This is a genomic window from Pseudomonas sp. LAMO17WK12:I1 (assembly GCF_900177315.1).
Classification (GTDB): Bacteria; Pseudomonadota; Gammaproteobacteria; order Pseudomonadales; family Pseudomonadaceae; genus Aquipseudomonas; species Aquipseudomonas marginalis.
This window is the reverse complement of the sequence record NZ_FWZV01000010.1, coordinates 15,081-35,257: the sequence shown is the minus strand read 5'-3', so window position 1 is coordinate 35,257 and position 20,177 is coordinate 15,081. Positions and strand designations below refer to the sequence as shown.

Genomic DNA, 20,177 nt, shown 5'->3' with positions numbered 1-20,177 from the left:
GGCGCTCTTCCAAAAGTGACCCGCTGTAAGAGCGGAACCATAGGTGGTCGTGACCGCAGCAACGGATATGTACTCGGTCAAATCCAACGACATGGTCGGCCCGAAGGCCGCCACGGAAGCAAGCCACAGACCGCTGAAAGTTGTGTAGATACCTATGGCCATCGGGGGGACAAGCGCCCGACCACATTCAGGTCGCGGACCATCAGTTAGACAGGCGCCGGTTCCCGAGCCGTCACAGGAACAATCTCCCAGCCCCAACAAAAAATGCCCACCCCCACGAAGGGATGGGCATTTTCCCTCCAACCATTACTGCTTGGCGTGCTTGGCCTGGACTTCAGGCATCGCCGAAGAATGATGGTTAAGAATTTTCCACTGGCCACCCACCTGCTCATAGACGAAGGTGTAGCGCGCCTGCACCTGACGCACCTTGCCATCCGACTCGGTCAGGGTGAAGGTGTAGACGCCACTGTCCATGGCCACGTTGCTGCCCAGTTGGCGGATCTCGCGGTAGTTGATCTGGCCCACCGGCTTGAGCGCCAGGAAGTGGTCGAAGTAGTCGGTGATCTGCTCCGGCGTCGTGCGCACCTGGTTGGACACGGTCGGCTGCAACACAGCGCCCGGCGCGTAGAGGTCGACCACGGATTTCACGTTGCCGGTCTGCAGGGCGCTGTTCCAGCGGTCGAATAAACCGGCAATCTCGCGGTCTTTGACATTGGCCGGCGCCTGGGCGACTTCACGGTAGACATACGGGGCCGTCTCGGCGGCATGAACAAACGGTACGCTCAGGGCAAACATCAGGGCGATCGGGGCAATCTTGAATTTCATGGCGATACTCCAGTGGTCGTCGTTGCGGCCACTTTGCCAACCTGCCCACCGGCCGCCATCGGCCAACCGGAGGTATTTACCTATGCCATTTGGCAGATAGCGCCAAGGGGTCCGACCCTGTCTAATAGATCCCCCTCGCGCCCGCAGCAATGGAGCATCAACCATGCATGACACGCCCCATGATCCCGGCAGCGCCCTGGCCATGCGCGCGCACTTTCGCCAATCGCAAAGTCGTACGGCGCGCCTGCGGCTGTTGGTGGATACCGGCCAGGAGTTGCGCCAACTGCCCCCCGACGCCATGCGCGAACGCGTGCTCGCGCGGGCCTGCGCGTTTCTGGCCATGGACCACGGGCTGCTGCAGGAGTGGGACGCCGAGGGCATCGCCTATACCAGCGCCCGCCATGGCAACCCGTCGCGCTTGGGCAGCCTGGCCGCCCTCGCCGACCGCAGCCTGCGCACGGCGTGTTGGCAGGAGCGGCCATCCGAGGACGTGCCCAGCGTCTTGCAAGTGCCGTTGCGCGCCGGTGACGGCGATGCCTTTGGTGTACTGGTGCTGGGCAATAGCGTCAGCCTGCGGGCGCCGGAGCACGAAGACAGCGAATCCCTGCAACTGCTCGCCACATTGCTGGCCGCCCACCTGGAAAACGACCGGCTGCTGAGCACCCTCAAGCTGCGCGACAAAACCCTGTCCGACCTGGTCAACCGCTTGCTCCGCGCCCAGGAAGACGAACGCAAGCGCGTCGCCTACGACCTCCACGATGGCCTGGCGCAAACCCTGGCGGGCCTGCACCAGCGGCTGCAAGGCTTTGCCGGGCGCTGCCCGCCGCTGCCGGAGGCATTGGCCGCCGACCTCGAGGCGATTCTTACCCTGGCCCAACACTCGGTTGGCGAGGGCCGGCAACTGATTGCGGGCCTGCGTCCCACGGTGCTGGATGATTTCGGCTTGTTCAAAGCCCTCGATAAGGAGGCCGACCGCCTGCGTGACGCCGGCATCAACGTGGTGTGGCAGGCGTACTGTGAGGCGCGCTTACCCAGCCAGGTGGAAATCGCCTTGTTCCGGATCGGCCAGGAAGCCATCAACAATGTGCTCAAGCATGCGCGCGCCAGCCAGGTGCAACTGGCCCTGGCGCTGCACGACGGCCAGGCGTCCCTGCGGCTGGACGACAATGGCCGAGGCTTCAAGGCAGAGCCATCAACGGATGACGCCCAGCATCTGGGCCTCGCCACCATGCAGGAGCGCGCCAGCCTGTTGGGCGGCAGCTTCACCTGCGTCAGCACCGTCGACGGCGGTACCCGGCTGCACGCGCGCGTGCCTGCGCACTTGATTGGAGTCCCCCAATGACCCACGTCCTGCGCCTGGTGCTGGCGGACGACCATGAAGTCACGCGCACCGGCTTTGTCTCCCTGCTGGCCGGCCATCCGCAGTTCGAGGTGGTCGGCCAGGCCAGCGATGGCCTGCAAGCGGTGGAGCTGTGTGAGCAACTGCTGCCGGATATTGTCATCCTCGACATTCGCATGCCCGGGCTCAATGGCCTGGGCGCCGCACGCTTGCTGCAACAACGCCTGCCGGCGGTGAAGGTGGTGATGTTCACCATGGACGACAGCCCCGAGTACCTGGAGGCGGCCATGAATGCCGGTGCGGTGGGCTACTTGCTCAAAGACGCCAGCCGCGCCGAGGTGATCCAGGCGCTGCAACACGTGGCCGCCGGTGGCGAAGCGCTCAACACGGCGGTCAGCGCCCGGCTGTTGCGGCGCATGACCGAACGCCAGGCCAGCGGTGCCGCCCCCGGCGAACCGCTCACCCCACGGGAACGCCAGGTCCTCGGCCTGGTCGCCAACGGCATGAGCAACCGCGCCATCGGCGAACACCTGGGCATTACCACCGGCACGGCCAAGGCCCATGTCGAGCGGGTGATCGGCAAGCTCGGCGCGGCTGACCGTACCCAGGCCGCCGTGCGGGGCATCGCCTTGGGCCTGGTGACACCCACATGAGGCGGCCCAAATGAGAAAGCGTTGGGCCGACCTGCCGCTGCGCGGCAAGGCGCTGGTGGTGATTTCACTGCCACTGGTGGTGCTATTGCTGTCCCTGGTGCTGATCTACACCACGGAACGCCAGACCGCCCGTGCCGAAGAGGATGTGCGCCGGGTTTTACGCGTGCAAGGCGATATCCAGGCCGTGCATACCTTGCTCGCGGAAGCCGCCGCCAGTGTGCGCGGTTACCTGCTCACCCGCCGCGAAGACTTCCTGCCCAGCTACCTGAACGCCAAGCCCCAGATCGAGTCGGCCCTGCACCGACTGGACCGCAACGTGCGCGATCCACGGGTGCGCGAGCAGCTCAGCGCGATCAAGCCGCTGATCGACGGCAAGGTCGACGGGCTGGAGGAAATGCTCAAGGACAGCGACGCCACACCGGAGTCCATCAGTGCCATCCTGATCAGCAACAAGCACATCCTCGACGCCCTGCGCCAACACATCAGCACCATGCTCACCCTTGAGGCGTCGTTGCTGGCCGAGCGCAGCGCCGCTGCGTCCGAGACCCGCCAGCGCTTGTTGCTGTCGACCTGGTTGGCGGCGATCTGCGGGTTGTTCGGGGCGATTGTCGCGGTGCTGTTTCTGTCCAAGGGCATTGTCGCCCGGGTGCAGAATGTGCAGCGCAATGCCCAGCGCCTGGCCCTGGGCTCGCCGCTGCTGCCACAGCCGCCGGAAAAAGACGAAATCGGCCAGTTGGGCACCAGCCTGGTGGAGGCCGGACTGTTGCTGGCCGAGCGCGAGCGCGCCTTGCGCGACAACGAAGAACGCTTGCGGCTGATCATCGATGGGGTCAAGGACTACGGGATCTTCGCCCTCGACACGGCGGGCCATGTCACCAGCTGGAACAACGGCGCCGAGCGGATCAAGGGCTATACCGAACAGGAGATCATCGGCCAGCATTTCTCGCTGTTCTACCTGCCCCAGGAATGCCCGCAGCACCCGGACATGGCGTTGCGCGAGGCCACCCGCAACGGTGATTACACCGAAGAAGGCTGGCGCTGCCGCAAGGACGGCACGCGGTTCTGGGCCAGCGTGGTGATCACGGCGCAGTACGACGGCACCGGCGCCCTGCGCGGTTTTTCCAAGATCACCCGCGACATCACCGACCGCCGCGCGGCGGAGATCGCCCTGCGCACCGCCCGCGAGGAAGCCGAACGCGCCAGCCGCGCCAAAAGCCAATTCCTGTCGCGCATGAGCCACGAACTGCGGACCCCGCTCAACTCGATCCTGGGCTTTGCGCAACTGCTGGACATGGACGCGCCCAAGGCGCAAAAGGCCGATGTCGGTCACATTCTGCGCGCCGGCCAGCACCTGCTCACGCTGATCAACGAGGTGTTGGACATCGCCAAGATCGAGGCCGGAAGCCTGGCGTTGAATATCGTGCCGATCCCGCTGGCGGGCACCTTGCAAGAGGCGCTGACGCTGGTGTCGCCCATGGCCGCCGACGCAGGCGTGCAGTTGCGGCCGCTGCCGGCACTGGCGGCGGATACGGGCATCGTTGCCGACCGCCAGCGCCTGACCCAGGTGCTGCTGAACCTGCTGTCCAATGCGATCAAATACAACCGGCGCGATGGTCAGGTGAGCCTTGAGGTCGATATCCGTGGACAACGAGTCAGCGTGGCTGTGTGCGATACCGGCAACGGCATCGCAGCCGATCATATGGGGCAACTGTTCAAGCCTTTCGAACGCCTGGGGGCCGACCCGAATGTGGAAGGCAGCGGCCTGGGCCTGGCACTGAGTAAAAGCCTGCTGGAGAACATGGACGGCCGACTCAAGGTGCAGAGCCAGCCTGGCGTCGGTTCGCGCTTCACCCTGGAACTGCCCTTCGTGCGCGTGGCCCACGCCCAGAGTATTGCCACGCCCGGCATAGACACCGAATTGAAGCGCCCAGCTCCCGTCGTCAACACCTTCGAGGGCAAGGTGTTGTGCATCGAGGACAACCTCTCCAGCCTGGCGCTGATCGAAACCCTGCTGCAACGCCGGCCCGGCATACGGCTGCTGTCGAGCATGCAAGGCCAACTGGGCCTGGACCTCGCCGCGCAGCACGCACCCCAGTTGATTCTGCTGGATGTGTCGCTGCCGGACATCAATGGCTTGAAGGTGCTGCAACGCCTGCGTCAGTCACCGATCACCCGCGACACACCGGTGCTGATGATCACCGCCGACGCCAGCGACCTTACCCGCCAGGCCTTGCAGGAGGCCGGCGCCACCGCGGTATTGAACAAACCGATCAACGTGCCGGCGTTTCTCGCCCACCTCGACCAAGCCTTTCCGGAGCCCGCGTGAACCTCGACCTGCGTATCCTGATCATCGACGACCAACGCCCGAACCTCGACCTGGTGGAGCAACTGCTGGCGCGCGAAGGGCTGACCAACGTGCTGAGCAGCACCCAGCCACTGCGCACCCTGGAGTTGTTCAACAGCTTCGAGCCGGACCTGGTGATCCTCGACCTGCACATGCCGGAATTCGACGGCTTTGCCGTGCTGGAGCAACTCAACCGGCGCATCCCCCAGGGTGAATACCTGCCGATCCTGGTGCTCACTGCCGACGCCACCCGCGACACACGCCTGCGCGCCCTGGCCCTGGGCGCCCGGGACTTCATCAGCAAACCCCTGGATGCGCTGGAAACCATGCTGCGGGTGTGGAACCTGCTGGAAACCCGGGTGCTGTACAAGACCTTGCGCACGCTGGTGCCGGCGGACCGTATTGAGTTGTTGCAGCGGCGCGGTGCTACCGCCACGCCCGGCAACGTCGAGACGCCGCCGGCATCAACCGCGATACGGCGCTGCTAGCGCCCGCGGGCTCGATGTTCAAGGTTCGGCAAAGGGAAGCGGTGTGTCGGTATCACGGCGAACGGTAAACACATTCAGGGTCATCGCCACCAGGGCGTAATAACCGAAGACCCCGACCAATTCGACCACGGCGGGCTCCCCGAACGCCTGGATCGCCTGCGCATACAGCGCGTCGTCGATTCGACGCGTCTCGTACAACGTCTTGCCTAACCGATAGACCAGTTGCTCGTCCTCACGCGTAAAGACCGGAACCGCCCGCTCACGCAACGCCTCGATCACCGCATCAGCCACCCCCGCCGAACGTGCGATGGGCTCATGAATCTGCCACTCCGCCTGGGACTGCCACCAGGCGGCAGTGAACAGGATCGCAAGTTCGGTCAGGCGCAGTTCGAGCCGAGTGCCATACCGACAGAACGCCCCCAAGCGCTGCGCGTGATTGGCCAGTTCCGGGCTTTGAATCCACGCCAGGAATGGGCCGTCCAGGTTCCCGCGTGGTCCCGCGAGAATGTCCTTGAGCACTGCGCGCTGAGCGTCGTCCATGCTCGTTTCAGTCAATTCGCTGAGCCGCGATTGAATCGTCATGCGCAATTTCCTCAGAGGCTTTTCAATGTGCTGTTCACCGCACCCAGGAGTTTGTCGGCGATCTCATCCAAGTGGCTGTCCTCAAGAATAAACGGCGGCGCCAGCAGGATATGATCGCCCCGCAGCCCGTCCACCGTGCCACCCATCGGGTAGCACATCAGGCCTGCCGCCATGGCGGACTGCTTGAGTCTGGCGTGCAGCTTCAGCGCGGGGTCGAACGGGGTTTTGGTGGCTCGGTCGGCAACCAACTCAATGCCCTGGAATAACCCGCGCCCGCGAATCTCACCCACATGCGGATGCTCACCCAACTGCGCCAGCAAACGCTCACGCAGACCTGCGCCCAAGTGGTTGACCCGGTCCAGCAAGCCGCGGGACTCGATGGCTTTCTGCACCGCCAGTGCGGCCGCGCAGGCGGTGGCGTGGCCGATATAGGTGTGACCATGCTGGAAAAACCCTGAGCCCGTCGCAATGGCATCACGGATTCTCTGACTCACCAACGTTGCACCTATCGGCTGGTAGCCCGCGCCCAGGCCTTTGGCGATGGTGATCAGGTCAGCCGTGATGCCCTCCTGCTCGGCGGCAAACAGGGTTCCGGTACGGCCCATGCCGCACATGACCTCATCAAGGATCAGCAACACCCCATAGCGGTCGCACACCTCGCGAATGCGCTTGAAGTAGCCCGGCACTGCGACCACGACACCCAGCGTCGCCCCTACGACGGGCTCGGCCACAAACGCCATGACGTTTTCTGCCCCCAGCCGCAGGATCTCCGCCTCCAGTTCGGCCGCCAGGCGCACGCCCATGGCCTCCGGGGTTTCGCCGGGTTGCTGCTCACGGTAGGCATAGCAGGGACTGACATGGCTGACGTCGATCAGCAACGGTTCAAACTGCTTGCGCCGCCACTCATTCCCACCCGTGGCCAATGCCCCGAGGGTATTGCCGTGGTAGCTCTGGCGACGGGCGATCAAGTGCTTGCGCTGAGGCTGGCCCACCTCGATGAAATACTGGCGGGCCAATTTCAATGCCGCTTCTATCGCTTCGGACCCGCCCGAGACGAAGTACACCGATGCGATGCCTTCGGGTGCCCGGGCAACCAGGAAATCCGCCAGTTCTTCCATGACCTGGGTGGTGAAGAACGAAGTGTGTGCGTAGGCCAACTGCCCCACCTGTTGACGCACGGCCTCGATCACCTGGGGGTCGCTATGGCCCAGGCATGACACCGCCGCCCCACCGCTGGCATCCAGGTAGCGACGGTTGTCGCTGTCGATCAGATAAGGTCCTTCGCCGCGGACGGCCATTGTGTAGCTATGTGTAAGGCTGCGATGAAAGACGTGGCTCATGGTGCCGCTCCCGATATTTTTGCAAATAATAGATGCATAGATTTTAAATGCAATTAATTTTTGCAAGCCGCTCGTCATCAGGAAACCCGACTTAAACGTTACAAAACCCAGCATTTACTGGACAAAACAAACCTATCGAACTGAATTGCGACAAGCAAAATATAGTTGCACGCAAATTAAATGCATGTATATTTTGCGAAAGAGCAAATGTTTCGTGCGCCTCCTTTCTCGGGTGGCTAGCCGGGCCAACAATAAAAAATGGAGTGGGTCGTGATGTATCACTCAAAAATTCAACTGCCGCTATCCCCACCGTCCCAGGCTTGCCTTGGGGCTTGTATCCCCCTGAAGAGAAAACACGCATGAAGAACTTTCTGAAGGCCTCACTGGCGGTAATGGCACTGCTCACCACCTCAAGTTCGTTCGCTGCCGGCAAGGAATTGCTGGTGGCCACCGATACGGCATTCGTGCCTTTCGAGTTCAAGCAAGGCAATGAATACGTGGGGTTCGATATCGACCTGTGGGCGGCGATCGCGAAAGAAATGGGCGTGACCTACCAGCTCAAACCCATGGATTTCAATGGCATCATCCCTGCCCTGCAAACCCGCAATGTCGACGTGGCGTTGGCCGGTATCACCATTAAGGAAGAGCGCAAGCAAGCCATCGATTTTTCCGACGGCTACTACGACAGCGGCTTTCTCCTGATGGTCAAGAGCGACAACGACACGATCAAAGGAGAGGCGGACATCGCCGGCAAGACCCTGGCGGTGAAAAGCGGTACGTCGGCGGCGGACTATGCCAAGGCCAACCTGAAGGCCAGCGACCTGCGTCAGTTCCCCAATATCGACAATGCCTACCTTGAATTGCGCACTGGCCGTGTCGATGCCGCCATGCACGATACGCCGAACGTCCTGTACTACATCAAGACCGCCGGCGAAGGCCAGGTAAAAGCGGTCGGCCAGCAGATGCTCGCCCAGCAGTACGGCATCGGTTTCCCAAAAGGCAGCGAACTGCGTGAACCGGTCAACGCCGCGCTGAAAAAGATCCGTGAAAACGGTACCTATGCGCAGATCTACCGCAAATGGTTCGGCACTGACCCGAAATAACTCCCGCCCTTCATCAATAGAGAATTCAGCATGCATTTCCAATGGAGCGCCATTTGGGATGCGCTGCCGGTACTGCTCGAAGGCGCCAAGCTGACCCTGTGGATTTCGATCCTGGGTCTGATCGGTGGTGCCGTGATCGGCGTGGTCGCGGGCTTTGCCCGCGCCTACGGCGGTTTTTTCAGCAGCCGCGCAGCGCTTGTGTTCATTGAACTGATCCGTGGCACCCCGATCATGGTGCAGGTGATGTTTATCTACTTTGCCTTGCCCATGATGGTGCCGGTGCGCATCGACCCTTTCACCGCAGCCGTGGTGACCATCATGCTCAACTCCGGGGCCTACATCGCCGAGATCACCCGTGGTGCGGTGCTGTCGATCCACCGTGGTTTTCGCGAAGCGGGGTTGGCGCTGGGTTTGTCCAGGCGCGACACGCTGCGCTACGTCATCGCACCGCTGGCGTTTCGACGCATGATCCCGGCGCTGGGCAACCAGTGGATTGTCAGCATCAAGGATACGTCGCTGTTCATTGTCATCGGCGTCGCCGAACTGACGCGCCAGGGCCAGGAAGTCATCGCCGGTAATTTCCGCGCCATGGAGATCTGGTCTGCAGTCGCCGTCATTTATCTGATCATTACCCTGGTGCTGAGCTATGTCCTGCGGCGCATGGAATCGAGGCTGAAAATCCTATGATTGAGTTCAAAGGTGTTTCCAAGCACTTCGGCAGCACCCAAGTGTTGCACGACATCAACCTCAAGATCGCCAGCGGCGAAGTGGTGGTGATCATTGGTCCTTCGGGCTCGGGAAAGTCGACGCTGCTGCGCTGCATCAACAAACTGGAGGAAGTCACCGACGGCCAACTGATGGTCGATGGCCTGGAGGTCAATAACCCGAAGGTCGACGAACGCCTGATTCGCCAGGAAGCGGGCATGGTGTTCCAGCAGTTCCATCTGTTCCCACAGATGACCGCGCTGCAGAACGTCGCTTTCGGCCCGGTGCGCGTGCGCGGCGCCAGCCGCCAGGAGGCGGAGAAACTCGCCGCCGAACTCCTGGCCAAAGTCGGCCTGGCCGACCGTGCCGATCACTACCCTTCCGAGCTGTCGGGCGGACAGCAGCAACGCGTGGCGATCGCCCGGGCGCTGGCGGTAAAGCCGAAGTTGATGCTGTTCGACGAGCCGACTTCCGCCCTCGACCCGGAGTTGCGCCACGAGGTGCTGACCGTCATGAAGTCACTGGCGGATGAGGGCATGACGATGGTCATCGTCACCCACGAAGTGGACTTCGCCCGCAAGGTCGCCACGCGCCTGATCTTCATCGACAAGGGCCGCATCGCCGAGGACGGTGCCCCCGCTGAACTGATCGCCAACCCACCCAGTGCCCGCCTGCGGGAATTCCTGCAACACGTATCCTGAGGAGATGCCATGACACTGCCCTCTATTCATCTTGATGGAAGCGCTTACGCGATTGGTCGCGGGCTGGGTGTCTTCGGTCGGGACGCCGTGCATGGGCACTTACGCCCTCTTGCACTCTGGCAATACCTGGCCTTGCAGGCTCAAACCCCCGCGGCGTTGCAGATGCGTCAACAGGTGAGGACCGAGTTCCCCCGTTACTGGCAGGAAATCGAGGGACTGGCCGACGGATTGCAACTGCCACTTGACGAAGTGTTCATGTGGAATTGCCGAGGTGACTACGTACATGAACAGAGCGTGGATGGCTGCACGACAGTGTTCGGCCCAACCCGCACCGGTACGCTGATCGCCCATAACGAAGACGGCCTGCCGCAGCTCAAGGGGCATTGCGCGCTCTTGCATGCCACGCCCGAATCGGGCCTTGCGTTCAGCAGCTTTATCTATCCAGGGTCCTTGCCCGGGCACACGCTGGCGATCAATGAACGCGGCCTGGTGGCGACCGTCAACAACATTCGTCCGGCGCGCATTCCCGCCGGCATTCCTCGACAGATCCTGGCGCGCGCGACCCTCGACGCCGGCAGTCTCGACGAAGCCATTGCCGTGGTGACCCGCAAGGATCGCGCCGGGGCGTTTCACCACACCTTCGGCCAGGTAGGGAGCGCCCGAGTCGTCAGTGTCGAGGCCAGCGCCGAGGGCAGCAATGTCAGCGAAATCCAATGGCCGGCGGGGCATTCAAACCACCTGGTATCGCTGTCGTTGAGCCAGGTGAAACAGCGCATCACCGCCAGCTCAGGCGCCCGACAGCGGTGTATCGACCAGCGCCTGCAACACCTTCCTGGCGACCTGGACGCCGACGTCGCGCTGGGTATCCTGCGCGACACTTCGGGGCAGGACCTGCCTGTCTACCGCTGCGCAGCGGATGATTCGGACAACGAAAATACCCTGGCAACCGGTGTTTTTCTGATCAGCGCCAACACTGTAGAGTGGCGCGTCTATACGCAACCGAACCCTGACCAGCCTGATGCTGAAGGTGTGGTCCACCGCTCATTGATTGACGCTTGTTCGGGTCGTTGAGGGTGGAGCGCAGGCGCTCACTGAATAATGGATACCGTTAATGAATAAAGTCCCGGCAGCACTTCCCGACACGTTGGACGGCCTCAAGCAACTGCTCGCGGCCATCGAGCGGCGTGAGGTCGATATTGCCTTGGGCAGCAGCTCCAGGCGCGTGCTGATGGCGCTGATCGAATCCCCCCAACGCACCGCAGTGTGTTCGATCAGCGAGCTGGCGCAGCAACTGGATGTCAACGCCTCGACCCTGTCCCGGCTGGCGCAACGGCTGGGCTATGGCGGTTTCAGCAAATTGCAGGATGTGTTTCGCCGAGAGATCACCGAAGGCAAGCATTTCTATAGTGATCAGGCCTCACGGCTGGTCATCAATCATGAAGACAAGGACATCCTCAATCAGCTGACGCGCCTGGGCCGCCAGGAAAACGCCAACATCGCCAGCATGATCGAGCAGGTCGATCCCGATGTGTTTGTACAGACGGTGGAACTGCTGGCCAGTGCCCGCCGGGTTCGGATCCATGGCATGCGCCAGTTCAATTCACTGGCGCTGTTCATGTCCTACGGCCTGGGTATGTTGCGTCCGGATGTGGCGGCCCTGGATTCCAGTCGCCAAGGTGTTGCGGATGCCCTCGCACAACTGGACAAGGGTGACGTACTGGTGGTGTCCAGCTGTTTTCCCTACACACCCAGCGTCCTGGCCACGGCCGAGGTCGCCGCTCGCCATGGGATCAAGGTCATCGCACTGACCGACTCTGCCAGCTCGCCACTGGCGAAGGTGGCCTTGCACAGCTTCTATGTCCCCAATCACAGCTTGTTCTTCAGCAACAGCATGTGTGCCTTTATGTTGCTGGCGCAGGGTTTGTTAAGCGCGGTTGCCAGCAAGCTCGGTGAGCTGTCGATATCGGCGCTGAAGTACCGAGAGACGCTGATCGACGAACTTAACGCATCGCTGTAAGCGCCCTCATGAGCCTTCGGGTACTGTTTATCCTCGCCGGGGCGTTAATCGCCGCGGACGTGCTGATTAATCTCTTTTACTCGTGAAGCAAGGCATCCTTGCCCTGGAACGACCTACAACGTCGTTTCGATCTTCTTCGCCGCCGCTTCACTCACCCAGCCATGCCAGATCTCCGGGTGCTGCTTGAAGAACAGCTTGGCCAGCTTGGGAGAGTCGATGTGCTCCTTGGTCATCCGCGCCAGGTTCTGGTTGAGCAGGTCAATCGGCAGGTTGACCTTTTCCAGCACCGCCACCAGCTCCGGTGCCTGTTCATGGAACGCTTTGGACAAGCCGACCTGAATGCTGATCTTCTTGTCCACGCCCGGTTTTTCCTCCAGCTTGACCAGGTCGACCTGCCCCATCAGTGGCGTCGGCGTCCAGTAGTAGAACAGGATCGGCTCACCGAGCTTGTAGCTCGACAACACCGCCGCATCCAACGCCGGGCCGGTGCCCGGGCGAAAGTTGGTGTAGCTGGCTTCAAGGCCATAGCTCTTGAGCATCTCGCTGTTTTCCAGCTCGCACGTCCAGCCCGCCGGGCAGTTGTAGAAGCGGCCCTTGCCGGGTTCTTCCGGGTCCTTGAACAGCTGGGCGTACTGCGCCAGATCGGCAATCTTCTTCAGCTCGGGGGCCTTGGCTTTCAGCCCGCGCCTGGCATCCCCTTCCACCAGGTAACGCGGCACGTACCAGCCTTCGGTGGCGCCTACGATGGGAGCGCCGACGCCCACCACCTTGCCGCTGGCCGCCGCCTTGTTCCACACCTCACTGCGCCCGATCCACTCCTCGGCCAGCACCTGGATGTCGTTGCTGCCCAGCGCGCTCTCCATGGTGATGGAGTTACCCGGCAAGGTGTCGACCGCGCAGCCATAGCCATCCTTGAGCAGGGTTTGCAGCACATCAGTCAGCAGCATCGCGCTTTCCCAGTTCAGGCCGGCGAACTTCACCGGTTTGCCGGATTCGCACCATCCGGCAGCCTGGGTCGTGGCGCTGCCCGCTAACAGCCCGCAAGAAAGCAGCCATGCCATCACGTTTTTATTCAGCTTCATCATCGATGCACCTATGCAGTGAAAGGGTCAGATCAGGGAGGGGCAGATGTCAGCGAAATTACGCTCTAAAAGTTGTGCGTCAGCCAGCTGTATGGATCGTTGGAAACCAGTCTTCGCGCAGGCGCTGGCCGGTTTGCATGGCGTGGCCTGGGTAAGGTGGGGACGTACGCCCCGGGCGTTCGAGATAGCGCACATCATCCCCGACCCAGCGCAACGAAAGTACCCGTCGACGCTGCGCGGAGCCATTGCCCCGGGCGCCGTGCACCGTGCGAAAGTCGAACAGCACCGCGTCACCCGGTTGCATTTCCCATTCCAACACCGGCATACCCTCCTCCGCGTCCGGGTCCGGTGCGTCGCGGTAGTCATCCGCGCCTTGGTAGAAGTCGCTCTGGTCGGCCCAGCGCACCGGCCGGATGCCTTTATCCCAGCGATGGGAACCGGGCAGCAGCCGCAGGGTTGACTCGCGTACCGGGTCCACGGGAATCCAAAAACTCACGGACTGGCTGCCGTCGACGAAGTAGTACGGGATGTCCTGGTGCCAAGGCGTGGCTTTTTGCGTACCGGGCTCCTTGACCAGCACATGGTCATGAAAAAACTGTGCTGTGCGTGACTGCATCACCTGCGCGGCAATCGCGGCGGCCGGCGACTGCTCGATGATCGCGCGAAATTCGGGGATGCGTTGCCAGTTGCAATAGTCGTCGAAAAAACCGCCGGACTGCCCGCCCTGCTCGATGTAGCGGCTTGCGTACACGCCAGGCTCCGCGAGGTTGCGCTCGATGCCCGCAGCGATCTGCGCGGTCCAATCGCTGAAGATGCCTCGCAGGCACACCGCGCCATCGCGCTGGAAGGCGTCGATGTCTTCTTGGCCAACGGTGTATGAGCTGTGGGTCATGGCCGGGTACTCCCTTAACAAGATGAAAGTTGTGCAGGGCCAATATTCCATGACAACCAAGTAAGATAAAATAATAAGTCTTGATATATCACCCAAGAAAAACCTATGAACTTTACATTGCGACAATTGCGCTATGCCCTGGCGGCGGCCAAGCACGGCAACCTCACCCTGGCGGCTGAAGAGTTGCATGTTTCCCAGCCGTCCATCTCCACGGCGATCACCGAGCTGGAAGGCCTCTACGGGCAACCGTTGTTCGTTCGCCAGCGCGGGCTGGGCGTGTCATTGACGCCGTTTGGGCGCACCGTCATGGCCCAGGCCAAGCGCGTGCTCGCCGAGGCGCAGACGTTCGCGGACATCGGCAGCCAAGCCGATGACTTCGCCGGGGACCTGGTGCTGGGCTGTTATGCGGACCTCGCGCCGTATTGCTTGCCGCAAATTCTCAAGCGCCTGCAGCAAGTCTCGCCTCGGGTCAGGGTGGATATGCGCGAAGGCGGGTTTGAATACCTGGGCAAACGGCTCGGCGAAGGGGCCCTGGAACTGGCCTTGACCTACGACCTGGGCTTGCCGGCCAACATGGAGCGCGTCGAACTCTGCCAACTGACCGCCCACGCCCTGCTGGCGGCAGATCATCCGCTCGCGGCAGAAAGGCAGGTGGACATGGCCGCGCTCAGTGCGTGCAACCTGGTGGTGATGGACCAGATCCACAGCTGGCAGCACATCCTCGACCTGTTCAACGCTTTTGGCCTGGTGCCCGCCAGCGTTCAGCCCACCCACAGTTTCGAATTCCAGCGCAGCCTGGTCGCCAATGGTTTCGGCGTGGCGCTCACCTACACCCGCCCTTTCGGCGACCACAGCTACGACGGCCAGCCGCTGGTGTGCCGGCCGATCAAACAGCAGCTGCCTGCGCAACGTATCGTGCTCGCCTACGATCAGCGCTACCCGTTGACACCGCCCGCCGAGGCGTTCAAGGCGCACGCGTTGGCGTGGTTCTCACAGCGACAACCGTTTGCGACGTTTTGACGATGTGACGCAACACTCATCCTGTCACCGGTGCCCACGCTGCCAGTTGTGTGCAGAGCCGCGAAAGCTGACACTCGCGCCTCCATTCATCCATCGCGCACTACAGGGATATTCCGCACATGGCTGCTTCAAATAAATGGCTGATGTCGTCAGTCGCTTATTACCTCGACTTTTTTACCGTTCCGCTGTTCGTCGCCCTTGCCCTTTACCTCGCGCCGTTTGACCTGACCCTCGCCCTTGCCGGCCTGCTGGCCTGGACCTTGGTGGAATATTCGGCGCACCGTTTCCTGTTCCACTCGCTGTATCGCCGCGAGCATTGGACCCACCACATCGACGTGCTGGCCTACATCGGCGTGTCCAGCTGGAAAACCAGCTCGACCTTCGCCGTGCTGTTGCTGCTCGCCTGGTCCACCGGCCTCGCCTCGGCCTTTATCGGCGCCGTAGCGGGCTATTTCGTCTACATCTCGCTGCATTACGTGATGCACCGCCCGCAGCATTGGGCCTATGGATTTATTCCGGGGCTGGTGGCCAATCACGACCTGCATCATCGCAAAGGCATCGAGAAGAACTTCGGGGTGTCTTCGCCGCTGTGGGACCATGTGTTTCGCACTTACATTCGAACAGGGCGCGCCTGAACCGCCTCTTGGCGATTGTTTTTATTACGAACAAATCTAGCCGCCCATACACCTGCGCCGCCAACCTTATCTACGCTCTAGCCCGTGCCAGGAGGCGCATTGAAGAGTCCATGACGGACCCACTGTCTCCCGGCGCCTGATGCCTAGGAGATACCGATGAGAATGGAAACCCATCGCCCCCGGCCCGGGTTCGGCTGTGCGCTGTTTGGCGCGTTGCTGAGCCCCCTGGTCGTCGCGGCCCCCACGTTGTCTACGCAAATACCCTTCGATGTCACGGCGACCCCGCCCTTTTCCCTGTCCAGCCTGCAAGCCAACTTCGATGAAATGTCGTGGCAGACGTTCATCGCGCTGAACTGGCCGGCCCTGGACACGGGTCAACCCAATAGCGCTGTGCAGATCGGCCAGCAGGACGCGGCCACCGTGTGGGAAAGCTATAAGGAGAGCTATCAGATATTCCTGGCCCAAGGGCAGAAGCCGCTGCCTTTTAATGCGCCCGCCAGCGTGCCGAAAGCCTGTGAAGGCAAGGGTTCCGGGCGCTTGCTGCAACAGATGGGCAAGGTTCCGGATGTGCTCGACGAGTTTATCCAGCCGTTTGAAAGCGGCCCCCTGGTGGACCAGAGCGGCGTGTACACGCGCAATGAAATCGTGGTCAACCAAGCCATGTTCGACGGCATCGTCAACAACGGCCTCTACAGCATCCAGGGCCAACAGGCGTTTTTTGCCGCCAGCCCGACCAATGCGGTGGCGTTCAGTTGCGGTAACCCGAACACCAGTGAGGTGGGTTCGCTGATGGTCAAGGCCGCGTGGAAGGTGTTGGACGGCAACGACAATCCCGCCAGTTTCCACAGTGTCGATGCCCTGGTGTATACGCCGGGCAACAGCGACCCGAGCAAGGGGCCGGTGGTGACCGAGTCCTGCGTGGCCGAGCCGGTCGGGCTGGTGGGCCTGCATATCGTGCACAAGACCACCAGCGCGCCGCAGTGGGTGTGGTCGACCTTCGAACACGTCGACAATGTGCCGGAAAAGACCACGCCGCCCGCCGAGCGCAAAGGCCCGTACCTGTTCTACAACGCCAGCAGCCAGGCCGAGGTCAACCAGCCGCCGCCCAGGCCATGGAACCCGGCGGTGAAGGCCACGCCCTCGCAGATCGTGCGCGAGATACCGTTGACGGATGAAACCAAGGCCCTCAACACCACCTACCAGACCCTGCTGCGCACGGTGAATCCCAACAGCGTATGGGCCAACTACCAGTTGATCAGCACCCAGTGGCCGACGCTCAGCGGCCAGCCGCCGTGCCAGATCTCCGCAACCCGGCCGCTGGGCAACCCGGCGCCGTCGTTCCTCGCCAATGCCACGCTGGAGACCTATATCCAGGGCACCGTGCCCCAGGCGTCGTCCAGTTGCATCGCCTGTCACGGCAATGCCGCCACCCACGTGACCCAGTCGCCGCGCACCAGCTTCGCGGACTTCACCTACCTGCTCGAGCGCGCCCAATCCACCGGTGTGACAAGGAGTCAGCCATGAGTACCGACCTGGACAATTTCACCGGCCTGAGCGTGGTGCTCACCGGCATCGATCAGGAACTGCTGGCGCCCTCCGTGGATCCCATCGGCCTGCCCAGCACCTTTCTCAACTTCATCGGCCCGCGTGTCGGCCAAAGCGTGCTCAGCGCCCTGCTGGCCCAGTACGCCACGCTGGCGGCCGAGCAGGCGACACCGCAGCAAATCGGCACAGCGATCCTGATGCAGAACGGCCAACCGGCACCGACGCAAACCGCCCAGGTGGCACGCGCGATCATGAAGCTCTGGCTGCTGGGCGTGTGGTACCAGCCGTATACCCAGGGTGCCTTCCCGGTCGACGAGCAAACCGTGGTGAGTGACGAGGCCTACACCCAGAGCTGGGCGTGGAGTATTGCCCAGGCCCACCCCATGGGCTACAGCGAGTTCTTCTTCGGCTACTGGAACAGCCCGCCGCCCAGCCTGGAAGACTTCACCGGGGTTAACGCCAGCACGCAGCCAGGAGCATCGTCATGAGTAGCGAACAAGCAGATGTGGTGATTGTCGGTGCGGGCCTTGCGGGCAGCCTCATTGCCTATCAATTGGGCCTGGCCGGGGTGCAAGTGCTGGTGCTGGAATCGGGGCCGGAGATCCCGCCCAATCGTAACCAGTACCTGGAGCGTTTCTATACCGCGACGTTGAAGACCCCCGAATCACCCTACCCGCCGGTGAGCACCCTGAGCCCGGCGCGCAACCCCGCCGAACAGAACGCACCGCGCGCGACCATCGCCGACCTGATCAATGACAACTGGAAAAACCCCGAGGTCAGCTACCTGGTGCAAAAAGGCCCGCTGCCGTTCACCAGTACCTATGAGCGCGTGGGCGGCGGCACCACCTGGCATTGGGTCGCCACCTGCCTGCGTATGTTGCCGAATGACTTCAAGATGAAGACGCTGTATGGCGTAGGGGTGGACTGGCCGATCAGCTACAACGACCTGCAAAGCGCCTATTGCCGTGCCGAGGCGGAAATCGGTGTGGCCGCGAATGTAGCGGACCAGGCGTACCTGGGCATTACCTTCCCGGCCAACTATGAATACCCGATGACCAGTATCCCGCTGTCGCTGGTCGATGGCAGCTTCGTCAGCGCGGTGCAGGGCCAGTCGTTCGAGGGCCTGCCCCTGGTGGTCAGCCCGACGCCGGCCGGGCGCAACTCGCAGCCGTATGCCGGGCGACGGGTGTGCGCGGGTAACACCAACTGCACGCCGATCTGCCCGATCCAGGCCAAGTACGATGCCACGGTGACCATGAACAACGCGCTCAACACCGGCAATGTGCGGGTGCTGTACAAGACCGTGGCGAGCAAGGTCACCGTGGCGGCGGACAACAGCATCAGCGGTATCGAGTTCATCCAGTACCAACTCGGCGATGGACCACCGACCGGCACCGGCGTGGCCGTGGGGCAACGTTATGTGATCGCCGCCCATGCCATCGAGACGCCCAAGTTGCTGCTCAATTCCACCAGCAGCGCCTGGCCCAACGGCGTGGCCAACAGCAGCGGCCAGGTCGGGCGCAGCCTGGCGGACCACCCGATCTACCTGGCCTGGGGCCTGATGCCCGAAGGCAAGACGGTGTTCCCGTATCGCGGCCCGGTGTCCACCTCCGGCATCGAAAGCCTGCGCGACGGCGCCTTCCGCAGCCAGCGCGCGGCCTGGCGGATCGAGATCGGCAACGAGGGCTTCAACTGGCCGATCGGCGATCCCTACACCACCGTCGCCGACCTGATCGATGGCACCAACGTCAGCCACACCAACCCGCTGCCAAACGCCACGGGCGCGCCCCAGGTGCTGTTCGGCACGGCGCTGGTGCAACAGCTGAACAACCTGCTCACACGGCAATTTCGGATAGGTTTCCTGGTGGAGCAAGTGGAGGAAGATCCCAATAACGCCAACTGCTATATCGTGCCTTCCAGCCAATACAAGGACCGCCTGGGCATCCCGCGCCCGGAAATCCACTACGACCTGTCCGACTACACCAAGGAAGGTTTCAAACAGGCGCGGATCCTGGCCAGCCATGTCATCACCGAACTGCTCGGGGCTACCGAACTGACTGCCGACATCCCGCCCGGGGTGTTCACCTACCAAGGGCAATCCTATTCGTTCCAGGGTGCCGGGCATTTGATGGGCACCTACCGCATGGGGGACGACCCCAAGACCTCGGTGGTGGACAAGAGCCAACGCAGTTGGGACCACAACAACCTGTTCCTGGTGGGTGACGGCGTGTTCCCCACCACCGGCACCTCCAACCCCAGCCTGACCATCGCCGCGCTGTCGATCCAGGCCGGCGACACCCTGTGCAACGAGCTCAAGGCCGCGACGCTACAGGTGCAGGCCAACCAGCCATGGCAAGGCACCGGCGTGCAGATCAGCGGCCCGAGCCCGCGCCGGGTGCGGTATGTCAGCGGCAAGTGGCTGGCCAGCCCGGTGGGCGGCATGGTCGATGGCAACGGCAGCCCCGGGCTGATCGCCAAGGCGGGCTACACCTTGCCGGGCGCCAATGAGGGGGCGCTGATTGGCCGGGTGGGCAGCAGCGGGACACCGTTTCTGGTGGGTGACCTGGCGGAGATTCCGGCGGGGCAGACCGGGGAATTGCAGCTGTGTATCAACGATGATCTGGAGGGGCGTTATGGCATTGGTTTGGGGGATAACCAGGGGGCGCTGACGGTGCAGGTGGGGTTCGGTACCGCCTGACGCACGCTGGAGATTGGCGCCCGGCTCAGGTGAACCGGGCGTTTTTTTACCCATCCTGGCCTTCGTCGCCCCCTGCAAACCGCTGTTGAAATAGTTCCTTGCACCCTCGACAACAGTCCTTTGTCATCACGCCCATTGATAGCCCCCTAACGAAAGCCCCATGCTAGAGGGCTAATCCCGCGCTTATATCATTCCGAATGATAGTTAC

At 62.3% G+C, this 20,177-nt stretch carries 19 protein-coding genes; 14 read left to right on the top strand and 5 right to left on the bottom strand.

What is annotated here, in order from left to right:
• Nucleotides 1-306: 306 nt before the first annotated feature.
• Nucleotides 307-825, bottom strand: coding sequence for an SgcJ/EcaC family oxidoreductase (locus B9N88_RS19575; protein ID WP_027605675.1), 519 nt, complete (start codon nt 823-825; stop codon nt 307-309).
• Between the two features lie 163 nt (nt 826-988).
• Between B9N88_RS19575 and B9N88_RS19570 the strand changes: the two genes are divergently transcribed.
• The 4 genes from B9N88_RS19570 to B9N88_RS19555 are packed head-to-tail and all read left to right on the top strand — an operon-like array spanning nt 989 to nt 5,649.
• Nucleotides 989-2,167: a sensor histidine kinase gene (locus tag B9N88_RS19570; RefSeq protein ID WP_027605674.1), complete on the top strand. Its 1,179-nt coding sequence runs from the start codon at nt 989-991 to the stop codon at nt 2,165-2,167.
• Nucleotides 2,164-2,817 carry a response regulator gene (locus B9N88_RS19565; protein ID WP_027605673.1) on the top strand — a complete coding sequence of 218 codons (654 nt, stop codon included), beginning with the start codon at nt 2,164-2,166 and terminating at the stop codon, nt 2,815-2,817. Before B9N88_RS19570 ends, B9N88_RS19565 begins: the two co-directional genes overlap by 4 nt.
• A gap of 10 nt (nt 2,818-2,827) precedes the next feature.
• Nucleotides 2,828-5,143, top strand: coding sequence for an ATP-binding protein (locus B9N88_RS19560; protein ID WP_027605672.1), 2,316 nt, complete (start codon nt 2,828-2,830; stop codon nt 5,141-5,143).
• Nucleotides 5,140-5,649, top strand: a complete 510-nt coding sequence (locus B9N88_RS19555) for a response regulator (protein ID WP_027605671.1) — start codon at nt 5,140-5,142, stop codon at nt 5,647-5,649. The genes B9N88_RS19560 and B9N88_RS19555 overlap by 4 nt, the downstream gene beginning before the upstream one ends.
• An 18-nt stretch (nt 5,650-5,667) precedes the next feature.
• Here the strand turns inward: B9N88_RS19555 and B9N88_RS19550 are convergent, their stop codons facing one another.
• Together B9N88_RS19550 and B9N88_RS19545 are read right to left on the bottom strand one after the other, a co-directional pair.
• Nucleotides 5,668-6,231, bottom strand: a complete 564-nt coding sequence (locus B9N88_RS19550) for a carboxymuconolactone decarboxylase family protein (RefSeq protein WP_027605670.1) — start codon at nt 6,229-6,231, stop codon at nt 5,668-5,670.
• Between the two features lie 11 nt (nt 6,232-6,242).
• Entirely contained in the window at nt 6,243-7,571 is a 1,329-nt protein-coding gene (locus B9N88_RS19545) for an aspartate aminotransferase family protein (RefSeq protein WP_027605669.1), read from the bottom strand.
• 359 nt (nt 7,572-7,930) lie between these two features.
• Here B9N88_RS19545 and glnH point away from each other — a divergent pair, with 359 nt between their 5' ends.
• From glnH to B9N88_RS19520, 5 genes are read left to right on the top strand one after another with little or no spacing between them, the layout of a single operon-like run.
• A complete protein-coding gene (glnH, locus tag B9N88_RS19540; protein WP_027605668.1) occupies nt 7,931-8,674 on the top strand; it encodes a glutamine ABC transporter substrate-binding protein GlnH in 744 nt (247 codons plus the stop codon).
• 30 nt (nt 8,675-8,704) lie between these two features.
• Entirely contained in the window at nt 8,705-9,361 is a 657-nt protein-coding gene (gene glnP, locus B9N88_RS19535; protein WP_027605667.1) for a glutamine ABC transporter permease GlnP, read from the top strand.
• Entirely contained in the window at nt 9,358-10,080 is a 723-nt protein-coding gene (gene glnQ / locus B9N88_RS19530; protein ID WP_027605666.1) for a glutamine ABC transporter ATP-binding protein GlnQ, read from the top strand. Before glnP ends, glnQ begins: the two co-directional genes overlap by 4 nt.
• 9 nt (nt 10,081-10,089) lie before the next feature.
• Entirely contained in the window at nt 10,090-11,151 is a 1,062-nt protein-coding gene (locus B9N88_RS19525) for an acyl-CoA--6-aminopenicillanic acid acyl-transferase (RefSeq protein ID WP_043293534.1), read from the top strand.
• Between the two features lie 40 nt (nt 11,152-11,191).
• The gene (locus B9N88_RS19520; protein WP_027605664.1) at nt 11,192-12,097 is read left to right on the top strand and encodes a MurR/RpiR family transcriptional regulator; all 906 of its coding nucleotides are present in this window, start codon (nt 11,192-11,194) and stop codon (nt 12,095-12,097) included.
• A gap of 113 nt (nt 12,098-12,210) precedes the next feature.
• Here B9N88_RS19520 and B9N88_RS19515 read toward each other — a convergent pair whose 3' ends face one another.
• Both B9N88_RS19515 and B9N88_RS19510 read right to left on the bottom strand, forming a co-directional pair.
• Nucleotides 12,211-13,179: an ABC transporter substrate-binding protein gene (locus B9N88_RS19515; RefSeq protein WP_027605663.1), complete on the bottom strand. Its 969-nt coding sequence runs from the start codon at nt 13,177-13,179 to the stop codon at nt 12,211-12,213.
• Between the two features lie 79 nt (nt 13,180-13,258).
• Nucleotides 13,259-14,071, bottom strand: a complete 813-nt coding sequence (locus tag B9N88_RS19510; RefSeq protein ID WP_027605662.1) for a phytanoyl-CoA dioxygenase family protein — start codon at nt 14,069-14,071, stop codon at nt 13,259-13,261.
• A 105-nt stretch (nt 14,072-14,176) separates the two neighbouring features.
• On the opposite strand from B9N88_RS19510, the gene B9N88_RS19505 reads away from it, so the two are divergent.
• From B9N88_RS19505 to B9N88_RS19485, 5 genes are all read left to right on the top strand, one after another.
• A complete protein-coding gene (locus B9N88_RS19505; RefSeq protein ID WP_027605661.1) occupies nt 14,177-15,091 on the top strand; it encodes a LysR substrate-binding domain-containing protein in 915 nt (304 codons plus the stop codon).
• Between the two features lie 119 nt (nt 15,092-15,210).
• Nucleotides 15,211-15,726, top strand: coding sequence for a sterol desaturase family protein (locus B9N88_RS19500; RefSeq protein WP_027605660.1), 516 nt, complete (start codon nt 15,211-15,213; stop codon nt 15,724-15,726).
• Nucleotides 15,727-15,882: 156 nt separating this feature from the next.
• Entirely contained in the window at nt 15,883-17,250 is a 1,368-nt protein-coding gene (locus tag B9N88_RS19495; RefSeq protein WP_027605659.1) for a hypothetical protein, read from the top strand.
• The gene (locus tag B9N88_RS19490; RefSeq protein WP_027605658.1) at nt 17,247-17,759 is read left to right on the top strand and encodes a sorbitol dehydrogenase; all 513 of its coding nucleotides are present in this window, start codon (nt 17,247-17,249) and stop codon (nt 17,757-17,759) included. Before B9N88_RS19495 ends, B9N88_RS19490 begins: the two co-directional genes overlap by 4 nt.
• Nucleotides 17,756-19,969: a GMC family oxidoreductase gene (locus tag B9N88_RS19485; RefSeq protein ID WP_027605657.1), complete on the top strand. Its 2,214-nt coding sequence runs from the start codon at nt 17,756-17,758 to the stop codon at nt 19,967-19,969. The genes B9N88_RS19490 and B9N88_RS19485 overlap by 4 nt, the downstream gene beginning before the upstream one ends.
• Nucleotides 19,970-20,177 lie beyond the last annotated feature (208 nt).

Coding starts and splice junctions, on each gene's coding strand:
- B9N88_RS19575 (WP_027605675.1), bottom strand. CDS start 825: ATGAAATTCAAGATTGCCCCGATCGCCCTGATGTTTGCCCTGAGCGTA.
- B9N88_RS19570 (WP_027605674.1), top strand. CDS start 989: ATGCATGACACGCCCCATGATCCCGGCAGCGCCCTGGCCATGCGCGCG.
- B9N88_RS19565 (WP_027605673.1), top strand. CDS start 2,164: ATGACCCACGTCCTGCGCCTGGTGCTGGCGGACGACCATGAAGTCACG.
- B9N88_RS19560 (WP_027605672.1), top strand. CDS start 2,828: ATGAGAAAGCGTTGGGCCGACCTGCCGCTGCGCGGCAAGGCGCTGGTG.
- B9N88_RS19550 (WP_027605670.1), bottom strand. CDS start 6,231: ATGACGATTCAATCGCGGCTCAGCGAATTGACTGAAACGAGCATGGAC.
- B9N88_RS19545 (WP_027605669.1), bottom strand. CDS start 7,571: ATGAGCCACGTCTTTCATCGCAGCCTTACACATAGCTACACAATGGCC.
- glnH (WP_027605668.1), top strand. CDS start 7,931: ATGAAGAACTTTCTGAAGGCCTCACTGGCGGTAATGGCACTGCTCACC.
- glnP (WP_027605667.1), top strand. CDS start 8,705: ATGCATTTCCAATGGAGCGCCATTTGGGATGCGCTGCCGGTACTGCTC.
- glnQ (WP_027605666.1), top strand. CDS start 9,358: ATGATTGAGTTCAAAGGTGTTTCCAAGCACTTCGGCAGCACCCAAGTG.
- B9N88_RS19525 (WP_043293534.1), top strand. CDS start 10,090: ATGACACTGCCCTCTATTCATCTTGATGGAAGCGCTTACGCGATTGGT.
- B9N88_RS19520 (WP_027605664.1), top strand. CDS start 11,192: ATGAATAAAGTCCCGGCAGCACTTCCCGACACGTTGGACGGCCTCAAG.
- B9N88_RS19515 (WP_027605663.1), bottom strand. CDS start 13,179: ATGAAGCTGAATAAAAACGTGATGGCATGGCTGCTTTCTTGCGGGCTG.
- B9N88_RS19510 (WP_027605662.1), bottom strand. CDS start 14,071: ATGACCCACAGCTCATACACCGTTGGCCAAGAAGACATCGACGCCTTC.
- B9N88_RS19505 (WP_027605661.1), top strand. CDS start 14,177: ATGAACTTTACATTGCGACAATTGCGCTATGCCCTGGCGGCGGCCAAG.
- B9N88_RS19500 (WP_027605660.1), top strand. CDS start 15,211: ATGGCTGCTTCAAATAAATGGCTGATGTCGTCAGTCGCTTATTACCTC.
- B9N88_RS19495 (WP_027605659.1), top strand. CDS start 15,883: ATGAGAATGGAAACCCATCGCCCCCGGCCCGGGTTCGGCTGTGCGCTG.
- B9N88_RS19490 (WP_027605658.1), top strand. CDS start 17,247: ATGAGTACCGACCTGGACAATTTCACCGGCCTGAGCGTGGTGCTCACC.
- B9N88_RS19485 (WP_027605657.1), top strand. CDS start 17,756: ATGAGTAGCGAACAAGCAGATGTGGTGATTGTCGGTGCGGGCCTTGCG.